Annotated in this window: 17 protein-coding genes; 12 read left to right on the plus strand and 5 right to left on the minus strand. The window is 70.7% G+C overall.

All coding sequences use genetic code 11. From position 1 onward, the window contains the following. Window positions 1-16 precede the first annotated feature (16 nt). Window positions 17-832, plus strand: a complete 816-nt coding sequence (locus A4V12_RS27850) for an RDD family protein (protein WP_064072199.1) — start codon at window positions 17-19, stop codon at window positions 830-832. Here A4V12_RS27850 and A4V12_RS27855 read toward each other — a convergent pair. Beyond that, window positions 818-1066 carry a hypothetical protein gene (locus A4V12_RS27855; protein WP_064072200.1) on the minus strand — a complete coding sequence of 83 codons (249 nt, stop codon included), beginning with the start codon at window positions 1064-1066 and terminating at the stop codon, window positions 818-820. The two genes, A4V12_RS27850 and A4V12_RS27855, sit on opposite strands and share 15 nt — an antisense overlap. 216 nt (window positions 1067-1282) lie before the next feature. Here A4V12_RS27855 and A4V12_RS27860 point away from each other — a divergent pair, with 216 nt between their 5' ends. From A4V12_RS27860 to A4V12_RS27870, 3 genes are all read left to right on the plus strand, one after another. Then, the gene (locus A4V12_RS27860) at window positions 1283-3670 is read left to right on the plus strand and encodes an immune inhibitor A domain-containing protein (protein ID WP_064072201.1); all 2388 of its coding nucleotides are present in this window, start codon (window positions 1283-1285) and stop codon (window positions 3668-3670) included. Window positions 3671-3879: 209 nt separating this feature from the next. Then, a complete protein-coding gene (locus A4V12_RS27865) occupies window positions 3880-6336 on the plus strand; it encodes an immune inhibitor A domain-containing protein (protein WP_064072202.1) in 2457 nt (818 codons plus the stop codon). 123 nt (window positions 6337-6459) lie between these two features. After that, on the plus strand, window positions 6460-6792 hold the full coding sequence (locus A4V12_RS27870) for a hypothetical protein (protein ID WP_064072203.1): 333 nt from the start codon (window positions 6460-6462) through the stop codon (window positions 6790-6792). Between the two features lie 42 nt (window positions 6793-6834). On the opposite strand, the gene A4V12_RS27875 is transcribed toward A4V12_RS27870, so the two are convergent. Continuing rightward, entirely contained in the window at window positions 6835-7422 is a 588-nt protein-coding gene (locus A4V12_RS27875; protein WP_064072204.1) for a nicotinamidase, read from the minus strand. A gap of 175 nt (window positions 7423-7597) precedes the next feature. Beyond that, window positions 7598-8926: a nicotinate phosphoribosyltransferase gene (locus A4V12_RS27880; RefSeq protein WP_064072205.1), complete on the minus strand. Its 1329-nt coding sequence runs from the start codon at window positions 8924-8926 to the stop codon at window positions 7598-7600. A gap of 90 nt (window positions 8927-9016) precedes the next feature. On the opposite strand from A4V12_RS27880, the gene clpS reads away from it, so the two are divergent. The 7 genes from clpS (at window position 9017) to A4V12_RS27910 (ending at window position 13699) form a co-directional block, all read left to right on the plus strand. Beyond that, window positions 9017-9322: an ATP-dependent Clp protease adapter ClpS gene (gene clpS, locus A4V12_RS27885; RefSeq protein WP_064072206.1), complete on the plus strand. Its 306-nt coding sequence runs from the start codon at window positions 9017-9019 to the stop codon at window positions 9320-9322. After that, a complete protein-coding gene (locus tag A4V12_RS27890; protein WP_064072207.1) occupies window positions 9322-9897 on the plus strand; it encodes a DUF2017 domain-containing protein in 576 nt (191 codons plus the stop codon). Before clpS ends, A4V12_RS27890 begins: the two co-directional genes overlap by 1 nt. A 313-nt stretch (window positions 9898-10210) precedes the next feature. Beyond that, window positions 10211-11635: an amino acid permease gene (locus tag A4V12_RS27895; protein WP_064072208.1), complete on the plus strand. Its 1425-nt coding sequence runs from the start codon at window positions 10211-10213 to the stop codon at window positions 11633-11635. Window positions 11636-11715: 80 nt separating this feature from the next. Continuing rightward, window positions 11716-12138: a Mov34/MPN/PAD-1 family protein gene (locus A4V12_RS27900; protein ID WP_064072209.1), complete on the plus strand. Its 423-nt coding sequence runs from the start codon at window positions 11716-11718 to the stop codon at window positions 12136-12138. Between the two features lie 86 nt (window positions 12139-12224). Then, window positions 12225-12341, plus strand: a complete 117-nt coding sequence (locus tag A4V12_RS39835) for a putative leader peptide (RefSeq protein ID WP_344427954.1) — start codon at window positions 12225-12227, stop codon at window positions 12339-12341. Window positions 12342-12470: 129 nt separating this feature from the next. After that, window positions 12471-12749, plus strand: a complete 279-nt coding sequence (locus A4V12_RS27905; protein WP_064072210.1) for a MoaD family protein — start codon at window positions 12471-12473, stop codon at window positions 12747-12749. Beyond that, on the plus strand, window positions 12749-13699 hold the full coding sequence (locus A4V12_RS27910; RefSeq protein ID WP_064072211.1) for a PLP-dependent cysteine synthase family protein: 951 nt from the start codon (window positions 12749-12751) through the stop codon (window positions 13697-13699). The genes A4V12_RS27905 and A4V12_RS27910 overlap by 1 nt, the downstream gene beginning before the upstream one ends. A gap of 302 nt (window positions 13700-14001) precedes the next feature. On the opposite strand, the gene A4V12_RS27915 is transcribed toward A4V12_RS27910, so the two are convergent. Next, on the minus strand, window positions 14002-14472 hold the full coding sequence (locus tag A4V12_RS27915; RefSeq protein WP_064072212.1) for a type II toxin-antitoxin system PemK/MazF family toxin: 471 nt from the start codon (window positions 14470-14472) through the stop codon (window positions 14002-14004). Between the two features lie 163 nt (window positions 14473-14635). Between A4V12_RS27915 and A4V12_RS27920 the strand changes: the two genes are divergently transcribed. Next, window positions 14636-15388 carry an MBL fold metallo-hydrolase gene (locus A4V12_RS27920; RefSeq protein ID WP_064072213.1) on the plus strand — a complete coding sequence of 251 codons (753 nt, stop codon included), beginning with the start codon at window positions 14636-14638 and terminating at the stop codon, window positions 15386-15388. Between the two features lie 58 nt (window positions 15389-15446). Here A4V12_RS27920 and A4V12_RS27925 read toward each other — a convergent pair whose 3' ends face one another. Then, window positions 15447-16709 carry a PTS transporter subunit EIIC gene (locus A4V12_RS27925; RefSeq protein ID WP_064072214.1) on the minus strand — a complete coding sequence of 421 codons (1263 nt, stop codon included), beginning with the start codon at window positions 16707-16709 and terminating at the stop codon, window positions 15447-15449. Window positions 16710-17042: the final 333 nt, after the last annotated feature.

Below are 17042 nucleotides of genomic sequence, written 5' to 3' on the forward strand. Positions count from 1 at the left end.
GGGATGCACTGCCCACATGAGCCACGAACCGCCGGCGTCCGGTCAGCAGCCCCCCGACGACGATCCGTTCCGCAAGAAGCCGCAGGAAGACGGCCCCCAGCCGCCGCCCGCGCCGCCGCCCCCACCCCCGGGCGGCGGCGACCCGTACGGCGGACAGGGCCCGTACGGGGGCGGCGGCGACCCGTACGGCGGAGGCCCCGGCGCCCCCGGCCCCGGCGCCCCCGGCAGCGGCGGCCCGTACGGAGGCGGCCCGTACGGCGGCGGTGGTCCGTACGGCGGAGGCGGTCCCGGCGGTCCCGGCGGCGGTCCGTACGGCGGCGGGCCCTACGGCTACGGCGGGGCCGACCCGCTCGCGGGGATGCCGCCGCTCGCCGACTCGGGCCGGCGCATCCTCGCCCGGCTGATCGACTGGATCATCATCGCCGTACCCCTGGCGCTCATCGGCATCCCGTTCAACATCTATGCCAGGGTGTCCGACCAGGACGATCTGGCGGAGGTGTGGCAGAACACCAACGACGGTGGGCAGTGGGTCTTCCAGCTCATCACGATCGTGGCGTACGTCGCCTACGACACCCTCATGACCAGCAAGCGGCACGGCCAGACGATCGGCAAACGGCTGCTGGGCCTGCGGGTGGCGATGCTCAACGACGGCAGCGTGCCGAACACGAGCGCGGCGCTGACCCGGGCGGTGGTGCTGTGGCTGCCCGCGCTGATCTGCTGCGCCTGCCTGTGGCCGCTGCTGCTGCTGATCCTCATCCTGGTCGACAAGCCGTACAAGCAGGGCCTGCACGACAAGGCGGCCAGAACCGTCGTCGTGTCAGCGACGCAGTGAGTGCTCCCTGCGCTCGGCCGGGACCGGCGGCCGGGCCGGGGTGTACGTCGTGCGGCGGCGGGCGGCGGGCACGGGCAGCGTCACCGCGACCAGCAGGCCGAGCGCGAGCGCGGCCAGCCCGATCAGCGCGACACCCACCGCGGTGGTGGTGCCGGAGAGCAGCAGCATGGCGACGGTCGCGAAGACGACGGTGGCCGAACCGTAGGCGAGCTGTGCGGCGGTCGGACGCGGCATGGCGGGTTCCGTCCTCGAAGCTGGAGCACCGGATGGGGATCACGCTCGGTCGCACTGACATATGACTCTACGACGGTGGATGCCCGAGAGGAACCGGTAGTAAGCGTGACCTAACCCACGGTACCGGTGCATGGGGGGCGCACAGCATCACGGCCTATGCCATATGGCCTGAAGTCGGCGCCCGTTGACGCGATACGCAGGGGAGGACCGTATCAAGTGACGTATTTCAAGGCCGTGTTGGGCGTCGTCGCCGTGCTGGCCGCGGTGGCCGTGGCCACACCCGCCGCGTCGGTCCCCTCCACCACCGCACCCGTGCACGACGAAGCCGCGTACGGCGCGGCCGAGGGGAGGCACGACGGGCACGTGATCGACGGGCCGTTCAGCGCCCGGCAGCGGCAGCAGCGGCAGGTGGCGCTGGAGCAGGTGCTGAGCGGGCGGGCGAAGGTGGAGCGGCGCGGCGGCTCGAAGGTGGTGAAGCTCGGCGACCGCAAGTACGTGGAGCTGGGGCGGGAGCGCACGGACAAGATCTTCACGATCCTGGTGGAGTTCGGGGACCGGGTCGACGACACCACGATGTACGACCCGGACGGCCCGGGCGGCCCGAAGCCCCCCGTCGTCAAGTACGGCGGTACGCCGGGGCCGCTGCACAACCGGATCCCCGAGCCGGACCGCCGGAGCGACAACTCGACCGACTGGCGGGCGGACTACGACCGCGAGCACTACCGGCGGCTGTACTTCGGGGAGGGTGAGGGGGTCGAGTCGCTGAGGACGTACTACGAGAGGGCTTCGTCGGGGCGTTACTCCGTGGAGGGCGAGGTCTCCGACTGGGTGCGCGTCGAGTACAACGAGGCGCGGTACGGCTCGAACTACTGCGGCGGCAACAACTGCCCCAACGTGGAGGACCTGGTCTTCGACGGGGTGGCCGCCTGGGTCGCCGGCCGCCGGGCCGAGGGCCGGACCCCCGCCCAGATCCGGGCGCAGGTGGCGCGGTACGACGAGTGGGACCGTACGGACCACGACAACGACGGGAACTTCAACGAGCCGGACGGCTACATCGACCACTTCCAGATCGTGCACGCGGGCGAGGACGGTTCGGCGGGCGGCGGCGCGCAGGGGCCGGACGCGCTGTGGGCGCACCGGGGCTACGCGTACGGCAGGGACGACGGGGACACGGGCCCGGCCGGGTTCCGGGCGGGCGGCGTGGCCATCGGCGACACGGGCGTCTGGGTGGGGGACTACACGATGCAGCCGGAGAACGGCGGGCTCGGGGTCTTCGCCCACGAGTACGCCCACGACCTGGGGCTGCCGGACCTGTACGACACCAACAACGTGGCGGGTGTGGAGAACTCGGTCGGCTTCTGGTCGCTGATGTCGTCCGGCTCGTGGCTCGGCAGGGGCGAGCAGGCGATCGGGGACCTGCCGGGGGACATGACGGCCTGGGACAAGCTCCAGCTGGGCTGGCTCAACTACGAGCGGGCCGAGGCGGCCACCCCGTCGTCGCACACGCTGGGCGTCTCCGCGTACAACACCGATCTGCCGCAGGCGCTGGTGGTGGAGCTGCCGTCGAAGAGGGTGACCACGCCGGTGGTGCGGCCGGCCGGGGGAGCGGGGCAGTGGTGGAGCGACCACGGCGACAGCCTGTCGCACACGCTGACCCGGACGGTCGACCTCACCGGCCGGAAGGGGGCCGAGCTGAGGCTGGACGGCTGGTGGGACATCGAGAAGGACTACGACTACCTGTACACGCAGGTGTCCGCGGACGGCGGGGAGAGCTGGAAGGCGCTCGACGGTACGGCCGACGGGGAGGCGATCACCCGGGACGGCGGTGACAAGCCGGCCCTCACCGGGGTCTCGGGGGCGTACCGGAAGCTGGTCTACCCCCTGGACGCGTACGCGGGGAAGCGGATCGTCCTGCGGTTCCGCTACCGGACGGACGGCGGGGTGGCCGGCAAGGGGTTCGCGGCGGACAACATCACGGTGCGGGCGGACGGTGCCACGCTGTTCGCGGACGACGCCGAGACACGGGACGGGGCGGGCTGGACGGCGCGCGGCTTCGCGCGGGTGGGCGAGGCGGTCACCGGTGACTACCCGCAGTACTACGTCGCGGAGAACCGGCAGTACGTCTCCTACGACAGGACGCTGGAGACGGGGCCGTACCACTTCGGCTTCCCCAAGCCCCGGGACAACTGGGTGGAGCACTACGCCTACCGGCCGGGTCTGATGATCTGGCAGTGGGACACCTCCCAGCGGGACAACAACGTCACCGACCACCCGGGCCAGGGGCTGCTGTTGCCGGTGGACGCGCATCCGCGGCCGATGACGTGGGCGGACGGCACCCTGATGTCGAACAAGATCACTCCGTACGACGCGGCGTTCAGCCGCCACCCGGCGCCCGGCTTCACCCTGCACAAGCGGGGTGTTCCTCAGCAGATCCCGCCGCACCCGGGCAATCCGACCTTCGACGACCGTACGGGGGTGTACTGGTACGCCGAGAACGAGTTCGGCGGGGTGCGGACCACGGACACCAACACCCGGATCACGATCGCGGACCAGCCGCCGAACGGTTCGTCGCTGACGGTGCACGTGGGTCCCTCGGCCGGGTGACCTGGCCGTTCCTCGCCGTCACCGGGCCGGCCGGGCTGTTCGCAATGCGGATCGGTCTGTTCACATAGAGCACTTGGCCTGTGCAAGTCAAGATCTGTCTTTTCGCGTCATTCTCCGGTCGAATGTCGTCACTTGTGGCGCGACACCGCACGCGGATATCACATCGACCCCCCATCCGCGGTTCGCGGGCGCGGGGAGGACAAGATCAAGTGACCAGCAGACGACGGGCCTTCAGGGCCTCAGCGGTGTTCGTGGCGCTGGCCGCCACCGCCGCGACGGCCTCGGCCTTCACGACGGCCCAGGCCGACAACCGCCCCACCAACGGCATCGAGCGCCATGACCCGGCTCCGGGCGCGCACGACGCGGGGCACGGTGCCCCCGGGCACGACCACGCCGCCAAGGTCGACCACGACCTCGACGGCCCGTTCAGCAAGCAGCAGGCCCAGGCGCGCGAAGCGGCTCTGGAGCAGGTGCTCGCGGGCGACCTCACGGTGGAGCGCAGGGGTGCCTCCAAGGTCGTCAAGCTCGACGACAAGAAGTACGTCGAGCTGGGCCGCGAGAAGACCGACAAGATCTTCACGATCCTGGTCGAGTTCGGCGACAAGGTCGACAACACCACGCTCGTCGACCGCGCGGACGACGGCGACGACCACACGCTCAAGCCGAAGTTCGGCGGCACGCCCGGTCCGCTGCACAACCGGATAGCCGAGCCGGACCGTTCGAAGGACAACTCGACGGCCTGGCAGAAGGACTACAACCAGCAGCACTTCCAGGACCTGTACTTCGGCACCGGCAAGGACAAGAAGACCGGTCAGCAGAAGCAGTCCCTCACGACCTACTACGAGAAGACCTCCTCCGGCCGCTACTCGGTCGACGGCGCGGTCTCCGACTGGGTCAAGGTCGAGTACAACGAGGCCCGTTACGGCTCGAACTACTGCGGCAACAGCAACTGCTCCAACGTCTGGGACGCCGTCCGCGACGGTGTGACCGCGTGGACCGCGCAGCAGAAGGCGGCCGGCAAGACCGACGCCGAGATCAAGGCGCAGCTGGCCCAGTACGACCAGTGGGACCGCTACGACTTCGACGCCGACGGCAACTTCAACGAGGCCGACGGCTACATCGATCACTTCCAGATCGTCCACGCGGGCGAGGACGAGTCCGCGGGCGGCGGCGCCCAGGGCGGCGACGCGCTGTGGGCCCACCGCTGGTACGCGTACGGCACCGACGCCGGCAAGACCGGCCCGGCGCAGAACAAGGCCGGCGGCACCCAGATCGGCGACACCGGCATCTGGGTCGGCGACTACACCATGCAGCCCGAGAACGGCGGCCTCGGCGTCTTCGCGCACGAGTACGGCCACGACCTGGGCCTGCCGGACCTGTACGACACCTCCGGCCGCCCCGGCGCCGAGAACTCGACCGGTTTCTGGTCCCTGATGTCGTCCGGCTCCTGGCTGGGCACGGGCAAGAACGAGATCGGCGACCTGCCGGGCGACATGACCGCCTGGGACAAGCTGCAGCTGGGCTGGCTCAACTACGAGAAGGCCAAGGCCGCCACCAAGTCCAAGCACACGCTGGGCGTCGCGGAGTACAACACCAAGAACCCGCAGGCGCTCGTCGTCGAGCTGCCGAAGAAGAAGGTCTCCACCGCGGTCGTGAAGCCCGCCGAGGGCTCCAAGCAGTGGTGGAGCGACATGGGTGACGACCTCAAGAACACCCTCACCCGCTCCGTGGACCTCACCGGCAGGAGCAAGGCCGAGCTGACGCTCGACGGCTGGTGGGACATCGAGAAGGACTACGACTACCTCTACACCGAGGTGTCGACCGACGGCGGCAAGCAGTGGACCGCCCTGGCGGGCACGGCCGACGGCAAGGCCATCCCGGCCGACGCCAGCGGCGCCCCGGCCCTGACGGACGTCTCCGGCGGCTTCCAGAAGCTCGTGTACTCGCTCGACGCGTACGCCGGCAAGAAGTTCGACCTCCGCTTCCGCTACCAGACCGACGGCGGTGCGGGCGGCAAGGGCTTCACGGCCGACTCCATCACGCTGACCGCCGACGGTGCCGCGGTCTTCGCGGACAACGCCGAGGGCGACGACAACGGCTGGACCGCGAAGGGCTTCTCGCGGATCGGTGAGTCCTTCACCAACGAGTACGAGCAGTACTACATCGCCGAGAACCGCCAGTACGTCTCGTACGACAAGACCCTGAAGGTCGGCCCGTACAACTTCGGCTTCGCGGCGCCGATGGACTCCTGGGTGGAGCACTACCCGTACCAGACCGGTCTGCTGGTCTGGCAGTGGGACACCTCCCAGAAGGACAACAACACCGCCGTCCACCCGGGCCAGGGCCTGATCCTGCCGGTCGACGCGCACGCCACCCCGACGAAGTGGGCCGACGGCACGCTGATGCGCAACCGCATCCAGGCCTACGACTCGCCGTTCAGCCTGTACCGGACGAACGGGATCACCCTCCACAAGGCGGGCGTCGAGGCCAAGATCGCGTCGCAGCGCGGTGTGCCGGTGTTCGACGACCGCAAGGGCGTCTACTGGTACGACTCGAACCCGCGTGCGGGCGTCAAGGTCACTGACACCAACACCAAGATCGCGATCGTGAAGCAGCCGACCAACGGCCAGACGATCACGGTCCAGGTCGGACCTTCGACCAAGTAACCGGCATCGCAGCAGGTCACAGCATGATCGGCCGTCGCCCCCTAGCGGGCGGCGGCCGATTCTGTTTAGGTGCGTGGTGACCCATTCTTATTGACACACCATCTCACGGGGGAGTTGTTCAGCATGCCCGGCGGAGGTTTCACCAAGCTGCCCGGAGGCAAGGTCGTGGTCGCGCTCAGCCTGCCCAACCCGGTCGGCGACGGCTCCACGGTCCGCGTCCTGGTCCACGCCGCGAACCGCGCCCGCGCCCTGACCCGGCTGCGGAACCTCGGACTGCGCGCGGTCTACCTGCGGGGCAACACCCACCCGCCCACGCCGGACGAGGTCACGGCGGTGCTCCACCACCCCGACGGGCTGCTCTGGCGCACGGTCCCGGAGGCCCACACCGAGCTCTGGCACCCCATCCGCGCCCTGCTGCCCCAGTCCCGTGCCTGGGGCGCCCCCAGCGCCTCCTGACCGCGCTGCCGGCGGGCGCCCCGCCACCGGCGGGGCGCCCGGTCAGACCACCGGCTTGCCGGTCAGCTCGACGCCCGCCGCCCGCAGCTCCCGCAGCGCCCGCGCGGTGGTCTCCTCCGCGACACCCGCGGTCAGGTCCAGCAGCACCTGGGTGCGGAAGCCCTCCCGGGCGGCGTCCAGGGCGGTGGCGCGCACACAGTGGTCGGTGGCGATGCCCACCACGTCCACCTCGGTGACCTCCCGCTCCCGCAGCCAGTCGGCCAGCCGGACGTCGTTCTCGTCGGTGCCCTCGAAGCCGCTGTAGGCCGCCGCGTACGCACCCTTGTCGAACACCGCGTCGATCGCGCCCGAGGCGACCGCCGGCGCGAAGTTCGGGTGGAAGCCCACGCCCTCCGTACCGGCCACGCAGTGCCTCGGCCAGGAGTCCACGAAGTCCGGCTCCTCCGAGAAGTGGGCGCCCGGGTCGATGTGGTGGTCCCGGGTGGCCACCACGTGCTGGTACACCGCCCCGGCCGCCTCGCCGACCAGGTCCGTGATCGCGGCGGCGACGTCCGCGCCGCCCGTCACCGCGAGGCTGCCGCCTTCGCAGAAGTCGTTCTGTACGTCGACGACGATCAGTGCGCGGTGCATGGCGGTTGTCCTTCGGTGGGGGATCGGTCGGTCGGGCGTTCGGGCGTCGTTCCCGGGGATGGCACCGAGCGTAGAGAGTTACCCGGCCCGGCGGGAGGGGGTCGCCCCTTCCCGCCGGGCCCGGTCCCGGACGGCCGGGCCGCCCGCGGGCCCCGGCCGCCCCGCGGCCCCGGGGTCAGACGTACTCGGTGGGGATGACGGCCTCGCCCCGCGACAGCTGGATCGCGGACATCGGCAGCCTGGCGAGGGCCGCCAGGTGCCGCTCCCGGGCGGCGTCCAGCGGCTCGCGCGCCACCACGTCGCCGCCCTTGACCAGCTCGACCAGCAGCTGCCGGTCCGCGAGAGCGGCCGGCACCGGACCGGTGCCGACGACCTCCGCCTCGGCCACCCCGTCCGCGTCGACGCGCCGGGCCGCCCACTTGCGGCCGCCCACGGACGCCTTGCCGCCCAGCGACTTCTTGGCCACCGAGTGCAGCGGCGCCCTCGGGTCGGCGGACTCGGCGCGGGCGACGAGCTTGTAGACCATCGAGCACGTCGGGTGCCCGCTGCCGGTCACCAGCTGCGTCCCGACGCCGTACGCGTCCACCGGCGCGGCCGCCAGCGACGCGATGGCGTACTCGTCGAGATCCGAGGTGACGACGATCTTCGTGTCGTGCGCGCCCAGCTCGTCCAGCTGCTGCCGCACCCGGTGCGCGACCAGCAGTAGGTCGCCCGAGTCGATGCGCACCGCGCCCAGCTCCGGACCGGCCACCTCCACGGCCGTGCGCACGGCCTCGGCCACGTCGTAGGTGTCGACGAGCAGCGTCGTGCCCCGGCCCAGCGACTCGACCTGCGCCCGGAAGGCGTCCCGCTCGGTGTCGTGCAGCAGGGTGAACGCGTGCGCGGACGTGCCGACCGTCGGGATGCCGTAGCGGAAGCCCGCGGCGAGGTCGGAGGTGGAGGAGAAGCCGCCCACGTACGCGGCGCGGGCCGCGGCGACGGCGGACAGCTCGTGGGTGCGCCGGGCGCCCATCTCGATCAGGCGCCGGTCCCCGGCCGCGGCGGACATCCGGGAGGCGGCGGCGGCGATCGCCGAGTCGTGGTTGAGGATCGACAGGACCACGGTCTCCAGCAGCACGCACTCCGCGAAGGAGCCCTCGACCCGCAGGATCGGCGAGCCGGGGAAGTACACCTCGCCCTCGGGGTAGCCCCAGATGTCGCCGCCGAAGCGGTAGTCCGCGAGCCAGGCCAGCGTCGGTTCGTCGACGATGCCCCGCTCCCGGAGGAAGCCCAGGACGCCCGCGTCGAAGCGGAAGTTCTCCACGGCGTCGAGGACCCGGCCGGTGCCGGCGACCACGCCGTAGCGCCGGCCCTCCGGCAGCCGCCGGGTGAACACCTCGAAGACCGACCGCCGGTCGGCCGTGCCGCCCCGCAGCGCCGCCTGCAGCATCGTCAGCTCGTACTGGTCGGTGAAGAGCGCCGTGGACGGCACGTCCACCGGCAGCCCGAGATCCGCAGCATTCATACGACGATGCTACCCCGAATACTCGTCACTCTGACGATTTCTCGGACCCTGTTTGTGCGACCCCCCACCCCGAGTGGCAGCATTGGCTGGGTGAGTGTTGCTCCCGCAGAGATCGAACGCACCGAAGCGGCCGAAGAAGGTTTCGCCGTCACCGAACCCGACGTGCCCTGGGTGACGATCGTCCACAACGACCCGGTCAACCTCATGAGCTACGTCACCTACGTCTTCCAGGCGTACTTCGGCTACTCAAAGGACAAGGCGCACAAGCTGATGCTGGACGTGCACCACAAGGGCAGGGCCGTGGTCTCCAGCGGCACCCGCGAGGAGATGGAACGGGACGTGCAGGCCATGCACGGCTACGGCCTGTGGGCGACCCTCTCCCAGGACCGCGGCTGATGAGCGGGCACTTCGAGGCGCTGCCCGGCGGCGGCGCGGCCGTCCCGCTCGACGAGGTCGAGATCTCCATCCTCCGCTCCCTGGCGGTCCAGCTCCTGGAGCTGATCGGCCCCGGCGAGGTGCCGCCCAAGGGCGAGGACCCGCTGGCCGAGCTGTTCCGCGAGGGCCCCAGCGAGCCGCCCGCCGACCCGGCGCTGGCGCGCCTCTTCCCCGACGCGTACGGGGACGGCGACGACGAGCTGCGGGCCGCCTCCGCCGAGTTCCGCCGCTACACCGAGAACGACCTCCGCGCCCGCAAGCGCGAGGACGCCCTCGCCGTCGTGCGCAGCCTCGACCTGCTCGACGCGGCCGGCGGGCGCGGCGCGGTCCTGGAGCTCACCGCCGACGAGGCCCGCCACTGGCTGGGCGCCCTCAACGACCTGCGGCTGACCATCGGCACCCGGCTGGAGGTCAAGGACGACGACGAGAACGAGGCGCTCTACCGGCTGCCCGACTCCGACCCCCGCAAGCCGATGGTCATGGCGTACCTGTGGCTGGGCGCCCTCCAGGAGACGCTCGTCGAGACCCTGATGTGACCTTCGTTCGCTCAGCGGACGCTCAAATCCGGATAACGATCGGATCACCAGCACGCCCCGCCTCGTGGGTGTATGGGCTGCTTGTCCGCTTCTTCCTGTGTGGTGCGCCACACCCGCCCGCGTCGATCACTGTTGCGACCGTGATAAATCTTCACGACCGCCCGGGGACGCCACCCCTGTCTCCCGGGTGCGCGCAGGCCGGCAGACCGCCGGCGGCACTCCATCCATATCCGGGGGGATCAGGACCTGGTCCGCAGTCACGCGCAGTCCAGTGCGAGCGACGCGGAGCAGCGTGGAGAAAGGCGCACCAACCATGACCTCAGTGCAGGTCGATCAGCACCACGACGGCAGTGAGGCCGCGGAGTCCGCGTCCGGCGAGGGCTACCAGCGGGGCCTCGGAGCCCGTCAGATCCAGATGATCGCGATCGGCGGAGCCATCGGCACCGGGCTCTTCCTCGGCGCGGGCAAGGCCATCTCCAAGGCCGGACCGAGCCTCATCCTGGCGTACGCCATCGCGGGTCTCGTCATCTTCTTCATCATGCGGGCGCTGGGCGAGCTGCTCATGTACCGCCCCGTCTCGGGCTCCTTCGCGGAGTACGCCCGTGAGTTCGTCGGCCCCTTCGCGGGGTTCGTCACCGGCTGGACGTACTGGCTCTTCTGGGTCGTCACCGGCATCACCGAGGTCACCGCCGCGGCCACGTACATGACGTACTGGTGGGACATCCCGCAGTGGATCTCGGCCCTGGCCTTCACCGTCATCCTCTTCGGCGCCAACCTGATCTCCGTGAAGCTCTTCGGCGAGCTGGAGTTCTGGTTCTCGATGATCAAGGTCACCGCCATCATCGGCATGATCCTGATCTGCGCCGGCATCCTCACCATCGGCTTCTCCGACGCCGCGGACACCGCCTCCATGACCATGCTCTGGTCCGAGGGCGGCTTCTTCCCCAAGGGCATCGGCGGCACGCTGATGACCCTCCAGATCGTGATGTTCGCCTTCCTCGCGGTGGAGCTGGTCGGCGTCACCGCCGGCGAGTCCAAGGACCCCAAGGTCACCCTGCCGAAGGCCATCAACACCGTCCCGTGGCGCATCGCCGTCTTCTACGTCGGCGCGCTGATCATGATCCTGTCGGTCGTGCCGTGGACGCACTTCCAGCCGGGCGTCTCGCCGTTCGTCGCCGCCTTCGAGAAGATGGGCCTCGGCGTCGGCGCCGCGATCGTCAACTTCGTGGTGCTCACCGCCGCCCTGTCCTCCTGCAACTCGGGCATGTACTCCACCGGCCGCATGCTGCGCGACCTCGCCCTCAACGGCCAGGGTCCGAAGGTCTTCACCCGGCTGACGAAGTCCGGCACCCCGCTGATCGGCACCGCCTTCTCGGCGGCGCTGATGCTCGTGGGCGTGTGGATCAACTACGTCGCCCCCGGCAAGGCCTTCGAGTACGTCGTCTCGTTCGCCACCATCTCCGGCATGTGGGCCTGGATCATGATCCTGGTCTCCCAGATCCGCTACCGCGCCGCCGTCAAGCGCGGTGACGCCCCGGAGTCGGAGTTCAAGGCCCCCGGTGCCCCCTTCACCAGCTGGTTCGCCCTGCTGTTCATCGGCATGGTCATCGTGATGATGGGCATCGACGAGGGCGCGCGCGTCTCCCTGTACTGCGCGCCGCTGTGGGCCCTGCTGCTCGGTGTCTCCTACCTGGTCCTGAAGTCCCGGAACCCGGAGAACGCCGCGTTCAAGCGGTAGCCACCACGGCTCGTCCAGCATGTGGGCCCGCCCGTACCACCACTCGGTACGGGCGGGCCCCTCTGCTTATCCTGATGCCCATGCTGACCATCACACGGGCTCTGTACGACCAGATCGTCGCGCACGCGCGCGAGGACCACCCGGACGAGGCCTGCGGCGTGGTCGCGGGCCCGGCCGGCACCGGCCGCCCCGAGCGCTTCGTCCCCATGCTCAACGCGGCCCGCTCGCCCACGTTCTACGAGTTCGACTCCGGCGACCTGCTGAAGCTCTACCGCGAGATGGACGACCGCGACGAGGAACCGGTCGTCATCTACCACTCGCACACCGCGACCGAGGCCTACCCGTCCCGTACCGACGTCACCTACGCCAACGAGCCCGGCGCCCACTACGTGCTGGTCTCCACCGCGGACACCGACGACGCCGGACCGTTCCAGTTCCGCTCGTACCGCATCGTCGACGGCGAGATCACCGAGGAAGAGGTCCAGGTCGTCGAGGCCTACTGAGCGCCGGTCCCGCATGATGGGCGGAAAACGTCCACGATGCGGGATCACACTCCGAATGGCGGAGCGGGAATCGATACGATGACCGCATGGTTTCCATCGACGTGAGCGAACAGACGCCGGGCACCGTGCTGCTCGTGGCGCGGCTGCACGTCGACCTGTGCCGCCTCGCCAGCGCGATCTGTCCGCGCTGCGCCGCCGTTTGAGCGCCACCACCCGGCACGACCCCGGTACGCCCGCACCACCCCCGCACCCCGTGCGCGCACCCGTCCGCACGCGCACGCAGCACGGCCCGCACTCCCGCTGACACAGCCCTTCCGACAGGAGCCCACGCCATGGCCATCGAGGTCCGCATCCCGACCATCCTCCGCACCCACACCGGCGGCGCCAAGGCCGTCGAGGGCAGCGGGGACACCCTCGCCGACCTCTTCGCCGACCTCGAGACCCGGTACGCCGGCATCCAGGAGCGCATCGTCGACGGCGGCGAGCTGCGCCGCTTCGTGAACGTCTACCTCAACGACGAGGACGTCCGCTTCCTGGAGGGCATCAACACCAAGCTGTCCGACGGCGACAACGTCACGATCCTCCCGGCCGTGGCCGGCGGAATGCGCTGATGCGCTACGACTCGCCCCTCGCCGCGGTCGGCAACACCCCTCTCGTCCGGCTCCCGCGCCTGTCCCCCTCGGCGGACGTGCGCATCTGGGCCAAGCTGGAGGACCGCAACCCGACCGGCTCGATCAAGGACCGTCCCGCCCTGCACATGATCGAGCAGGCCGAGAAGGACGGCCGGCTCACCCCCGGCTGCACCATCCTCGAGCCCACCAGCGGCAACACGGGCATCTCGCTCGCGATGGCGGCCAGGCTCAAGGGCTACCGCATCGTGTGCGTGATGCCCGAGAACACCTCCCAGGAGCGGCGCGACCTGCTCGCCATGTGGGGCGCCGAGATCATCTCGTCCCCCGCCGCCGGGGGCTCCAACACGGCCGTACGGGTCGCCAAGGAGCTCTCCGCCGAGCACCCCGACTGGGTGATGCTCTACCAGTACGGCAACCCCGACAACGCGGGCGCGCACTACGCCACCACGGGGCCCGAGATCCTGGCCGACCTGCCGTCCGTCACGCACTTCGTGGCGGGGCTGGGGACGACCGGCACCCTGATGGGCGTCGGCCGCTACCTGCGCGAGCACAAGCCGGACGTGAAGATCGTCGCCGCCGAACCGCGGTACGACGACCTGGTGTACGGGCTGCGGAACCTCGACGAGGGCTTCGTCCCCGAGCTGTACGACGCCTCCGTCCTCACGACCCGCTTCTCCGTCGGCTCGGCCGACGCGGTGACCCGGACGAGGGAGCTGCTCCAGCAGGAGGGCATCTTCGCGGGCGTCTCGACGGGCGCGGCGCTGCACGCGGCGATCGGGGTCGGGAAGAAGGCGGTCAAGGCGGGCGAGAGCGCGGACATCGTGTTCGTCGTCGCCGACGGCGGCTGGAAGTACCTGTCGACGGGCGTCTACACGGCCCCGACGACGGAAGCCGCCATCGAGACGCTCCACGGCCAGCTCTGGGCCTGACGGCCTGACGGCCGAGTGATCGGTCCCGCAGGGCTCGCCGACCCGCGCCCGTTGTGGGCAGTCGTCCCGCTGGGGCGATGGGGGTCCCTGCCGGGTGCGGGCCGGTGGGCGGCGGACAAGGCCGGTGGGCGACGGGCAGGCCCGGTGGGTTGGGGCGGTGCCCCTCCGGGCTCACCTCCTCGAGGCCGGCGGCCCCGGGCACTGGTACGGGAGCCGTCCCGAGGCCGCCGACCTCTGCGGGGGCGACCCTGCACGGCCCCACCCCGGGCCGGATGCCGGGTGCGGCTCGTGGGTGCTCCGGGCTACGCCGCCAGGTGCCGTACCCGGTCCCAGACCAGGGGGTCCACGCGGCTCGCGCGGCGGCGGAAGTGGCGCAGCGGCACGTCCCGCAGCTCCTCCGTCTCCAGGAAGCTCGGGCGGCCCCGCGCGTCGCCCACCGCGCCGGGGGGCAGCGCGATCACGCCCGGCCGCTCGTCCCGGTACCGGCTGGTGATCTTCGCGACGAGCGCCGTGTCCCCGCGTACCGCGAGGACCAGGCAGGGCCGGTCCTTGGAGCCGGGCCCGTCCTCGTAGGGGACGTCCGCCCACCAGATCTCTCCCGACCGGGGCCGCGCCTTCGGCGCCCTGCCGGGCCGCGCCGGGGGACGCGTACGCCCCGCGGGGCGGCCACCGGGGCGGGCACCGGGCCACCGGCGGCCGGTCGCACCGGACACCGCCGCGACCAGCGCGATCACCACGACGGCGCCGAGCGCCGGCCACCAGGACGTGTCCATGCACCGGACGCTACCCGCCCGAACCGGTGACAGCGCGGGTGAGTTCGACCACAAGGGGCCACTGCGGAGGAGCGACCCGGCGCGCCGCGCCTTACGCTCGGTAAACCGCACGACCTCCCCTGTCAGCGCCTGCCCGGCTCCCTTCCACGGAGGTTCACGCTCCATGAAGCTCACCGTCGTCGGCTGCTCGGGGTCGTTCCCGTCCGCGGAATCGGCCTGTTCGAGCTACCTCGTAGAGGCCGACGGCTTCCGGCTGCTCCTCGACATGGGCAACGGCGCCCTGGGCGAGCTGCAGCGCCACATCGGTCTGTACGACCTCGACGCGATCTTCCTCAGCCACCTGCACGCCGATCACTGCATCGACATGTGCGGGTACTTCGTGGCGCGCTACTACCGCCACGAGGGCGGCCGCTGCCCCGCGATCCCCGTGTACGCGCCGGACGGCGCCGAGCAGCGCCTGACGACGGCGTACGCGGACACGCCGTCCGACAAGTCCATGAGCGAGGTGTTCGACTTCCACGCGCTGTCGTCCGGCTCGTTCGACCTCGGCCCGTTCCGGGTGCGCACGGAGAAGGTGTGCCACCCGGTCGAGGCGTACGGGATCCGCGTGGAGCACGGCGGGAAGTCCCTCGTGTACTCCGGTGACACGGGTGTCTGCGACGAACTCGACGCGCTCGCCGCCGGGGCGGACCTCTTCCTGTGCGAGGCGTCGTTCACGTACGGCAAGGAGGACATCCCCGGGCTGCACCTCAACGGCCGCGAGGCGGGAGCGCACGCCGCGCGCGCCGGGGTGGGGCGGCTGGTGCTGACGCACGTCCCGCCGTGGACCGACGGCGAGCGGAACCTGGCGGACGCGCGGGCGGTGTACGACGGCCCGTCGGAGCTGGCGCGGGCGGGCGCGGTCTACGAGGTGTAGGCGCACAACGCGAAGGCCCCCGGAACCGCGGACGGTTCCGGGGGCCTTCGCGTGTGCGCTACTTGGCCTCGGCCTTCTGGAGCTCGGCCAGCTCCTCGTCGGACTCGCGGCCCGGCGTGGGGAGGTTGAACTTGGTGATCGCGAAGCGGAAGACCGCGTAGTAGACCGCCGCGAAGCAGAGGCCCACCAGGGCCAGGCCCCACGGGTTGGAGGCGATGCCCAGGTTCAGCAGGAAGTCGATGGCGCCGGCCGAGAAGCCGAAGCCGTCCTTCATGCCGAGCGCCCAGGTCAGCGCCATGGAGACACCGGTCAGCACCGCGTGGACCGCGTACAGCACCGGCGCGATGAACATGAACGTGAACTCGATCGGCTCGGTGACACCGGTGACGAAGGAGGTCAGCGCGAGGGAGAACATCATGCCGCCGACGACCTTGCGGCGCTCGGGGCGGGCGCAGTGGACGATCGCGAGGCACGCCGCCGGGAGGGCGAACATCATGATCGGGAAGAAGCCGGTCATGAACTGTCCGGCGGTCGGGTCGCCGGCGAGGAACCGGGCGATGTCGCCGCTCTTGCCGTTGTACTCGCCGGCCTGGAGCCAGGGGAAGGAGTTCAGCAGGTGGTGCATGCCGACCGGGATCAGCGCGCGGTTGGCGACACCGAAGATGCCCGCGCCCACGGCGCCGGAGCCGACGAGCCACTCACCGAAGTTGTGCAGGCCCGCACCGAGCCAGGGCCAGATCAGGCCGAAGAGGATACCGGCGATCAGGCCGGCGAAGGCGGACAGGATCGGGACCAGGCGGCGGCCGCCGAAGAACCCCAGCCAGTCGGGCAGCTTGGTGCGGTAGAAGCGCTGGTAGAGCAGCGCCACGATGAGGCCCATGACCACGCCGCCGAGCACCTTGGCGTCGACCGCCTGCTCGACCATCACGATCTTGCCGTCGACGATGGCTTGCTTCTTCGGCAGGCTGCTGTCGGTGAAGGTGCCCAGCACGCTCTTGAAGACGAGGTAGCCGACGACCGCGGCCAGCGCGGTGGAGCCGTCGGACTTCTTCGCGAAGCCGATCGCGATACCGACGGCGAAGAGCAGCGCCATGTTGTCCAGCAGGGCGCCACCGCCCGCGGCCATATAGCCCGCGATCTTGGTGATGAACGTCGGGAACGACTCACGGCCGAGCATGTCCGGCTGGCCGAAACGCACCAGGAGCGCCGCGGCCGGCAGCACGGCGACCGGCAGCATGAGGCTGCGGCCGATGCGCTGCAGGACGGCCATCGCGCCGGCGCCCTTCTTCTTCTCCGCCTCGGGGGCGGTGGCGGTGGACATCAGGTTCCTCCAGGTGGGCAAGGCGCCGCCCGGGGACATTGATGTCTAATGGGGGACGGCGGCGTCTCGGGAAAACGCGGCGCAACACCGCGTGGTCTACACCATTAACTGGTGTAGACCTGTTGTAGCACGGTGAGGGTTAGATAAGGAACTTGCAATTTGATAACGCCGCAGGGCCCCGGACCCGACCCGGTCCGGGGCCCTGCGGTGTGACTGACCCTCGCTAGGGAGTGTCCGCAAAGTATCGGCGTCCGCCCGGAGGGCGGGGGTCGCGGTGTCCGGTGCGTGAGATCGCAAGGCGGAGGAGGGAGACATGGCGGAGCCATGGTGACC

The sequence above is a fragment of the Streptomyces noursei genome (assembly GCF_001646665.1).
Lineage (GTDB): Bacteria > Actinomycetota > Actinomycetes > Streptomycetales > Streptomycetaceae > Streptomyces > Streptomyces lavendulocolor.

Excerpts from the sequence above, each read along its gene's own strand:
- A4V12_RS27900 (WP_064072209.1), top strand. The coding sequence starts at position 11,716 with ATGCTGACCATCACACGGGCTCTGTACGACCAGATCGTCGCGCACGCG.
- A4V12_RS27890 (WP_064072207.1), top strand. The coding sequence starts at position 9,322 with ATGAGCGGGCACTTCGAGGCGCTGCCCGGCGGCGGCGCGGCCGTCCCG.
- A4V12_RS27905 (WP_064072210.1), top strand. The coding sequence starts at position 12,471 with ATGGCCATCGAGGTCCGCATCCCGACCATCCTCCGCACCCACACCGGC.
- A4V12_RS27925 (WP_064072214.1), bottom strand. The coding sequence starts at position 16,709 with ATGTCCACCGCCACCGCCCCCGAGGCGGAGAAGAAGAAGGGCGCCGGC.
- A4V12_RS27870 (WP_064072203.1), top strand. The coding sequence starts at position 6,460 with ATGCCCGGCGGAGGTTTCACCAAGCTGCCCGGAGGCAAGGTCGTGGTC.
- A4V12_RS27895 (WP_064072208.1), top strand. The coding sequence starts at position 10,211 with ATGACCTCAGTGCAGGTCGATCAGCACCACGACGGCAGTGAGGCCGCG.
- A4V12_RS27910 (WP_064072211.1), top strand. The coding sequence starts at position 12,749 with ATGCGCTACGACTCGCCCCTCGCCGCGGTCGGCAACACCCCTCTCGTC.
- A4V12_RS27915 (WP_064072212.1), bottom strand. The coding sequence starts at position 14,472 with ATGGACACGTCCTGGTGGCCGGCGCTCGGCGCCGTCGTGGTGATCGCG.
- A4V12_RS27875 (WP_064072204.1), bottom strand. The coding sequence starts at position 7,422 with ATGCACCGCGCACTGATCGTCGTCGACGTACAGAACGACTTCTGCGAA.
- A4V12_RS27920 (WP_064072213.1), top strand. The coding sequence starts at position 14,636 with ATGAAGCTCACCGTCGTCGGCTGCTCGGGGTCGTTCCCGTCCGCGGAA.
- A4V12_RS39835 (WP_344427954.1), top strand. The coding sequence starts at position 12,225 with ATGGTTTCCATCGACGTGAGCGAACAGACGCCGGGCACCGTGCTGCTC.
- A4V12_RS27850 (WP_064072199.1), top strand. The coding sequence starts at position 17 with ATGAGCCACGAACCGCCGGCGTCCGGTCAGCAGCCCCCCGACGACGAT.
- A4V12_RS27855 (WP_064072200.1), bottom strand. The coding sequence starts at position 1,066 with ATGCCGCGTCCGACCGCCGCACAGCTCGCCTACGGTTCGGCCACCGTC.
- A4V12_RS27880 (WP_064072205.1), bottom strand. The coding sequence starts at position 8,926 with ATGAATGCTGCGGATCTCGGGCTGCCGGTGGACGTGCCGTCCACGGCG.